This is a genomic window from Lichenibacterium minor (assembly GCF_004137685.1).
Lineage (GTDB): Bacteria > Pseudomonadota > Alphaproteobacteria > Rhizobiales > Beijerinckiaceae > Lichenihabitans > Lichenihabitans minor.
In genome coordinates this window covers 1-972 of sequence record NZ_QYBB01000163.1, presented here as the reverse complement: position 1 = coordinate 972, position 972 = coordinate 1, and the positions used below count along the sequence as shown (strand labels likewise).

The 972-nt window shown below is 71.3% G+C and carries 3 protein-coding genes; 1 reads left to right on the top strand and 2 read right to left on the bottom strand.

Annotated elements, in window-relative coordinates:
• A partial coding sequence (gene tnpB / locus D3273_RS29790) for an IS66 family insertion sequence element accessory protein TnpB (protein ID WP_165359461.1) occupies positions 1-104 on the bottom strand: 104 nt, incomplete at its 3' end.
• Complete coding sequence (gene tnpA / locus D3273_RS27860) at positions 101-487, bottom strand: IS66-like element accessory protein TnpA (RefSeq protein ID WP_129230297.1); 387 nt, start codon at positions 485-487, stop codon at positions 101-103. The genes tnpA and tnpB, both read right to left, overlap by 4 nt.
• Positions 488-618: 131 nt before the next feature.
• Between tnpA and D3273_RS27855 the strand changes: the two genes are divergently transcribed.
• On the top strand, positions 619-972 hold a 354-nt coding region (locus tag D3273_RS27855; RefSeq protein ID WP_245501428.1), incomplete at its 3' end, for a tyrosine-type recombinase/integrase.

The following is a 972-nucleotide window of genomic DNA, read 5'->3' as shown; positions in this document are numbered from 1 at the left end:
CCAAGCACCTCCTGCACCAGCAGCGACAGGCCACCGATCCCCTTGCGCATGTCGGTGTGGCCCGTCGCCAGCCACACTTTGGTGCCGCTCGGCAGCGGGATCATCGCCGATCCAGGGCGTCGAGGACGCGCCGCAGCGCGTCGCCGTCGACGTCAGGGCCCACCCGCAGGCGGCGCCCCTGCGACAGCTCGATCTCGATCAGCCCGGCCGACCGCCTCGGGCGCGATACGCTCGGTGGCGCGGGGGCCGGCAGCGCAGGAGCGGGAACCACGATCTCGACCGGAACCAGCGCCGGCACGCCCCGCCCCAGAAGGCCGTCGCGCGCCAGGCGACGCCATCCAAACACCAGGCTGGCACTCACCGCGTTGCGACGGGCCACCTCGGCCACCCGCGCCCCCGGAACCAGGGTCTCCTCGATGATCCGGGCCTTTTCATCGTCCGACCACTGACGCCGGCGCTCGACCCCGCTCAGAACCTCGACCCGCATCGACCTGATGACCTTTAGGCTAGCCGTAAGCCCGTAAGGTCGGCCGCAAACCCATCACCCCGCTAGGCGGTCTTCGTCGGACGCGTACGCGACGCCTCGTCCTGACGCGCTACGCCCAGAAGCTGCCGACCGTGCTGAACGTCGAGGAAGTCGGGCGGCTGCTCGAAGCGGCACGAGGGCCGAAGTACAGGGCAGCACTCGGGGTGGCCTACGGGGCCGGCCTGCGTGTGTCCGAGGTGGTGGGGCTCAGGGCCGGCGACATCGACAGCACCCGCATGCTGATCCGCGTCGAGCAGGGCAAGGGGCGTAAGGACCGCAACGCGATGCTGTCGCCGCAGTTGCTGGAGCTGCTCCGGCAGTGGTGGCGCGAGGGCCGACGCCGCGGCGTCATGCTGCCCCAGGGCTGGTTGTTCCCCGGCAAGAACAGCCTGGAGCCGCTGTCGACGCGCCAGCTCTGCCGCGCCGTCCACGAGGCCGCCGAGACG

What these genes read in the sequence shown, in the direction of transcription:
- tnpA (WP_129230297.1), bottom strand. Translation starts at nt 487, where the DNA reads ATGCGGGTCGAGGTTCTGAGCGGGGTCGAGCGCCGGCGTCAGTGGTCG.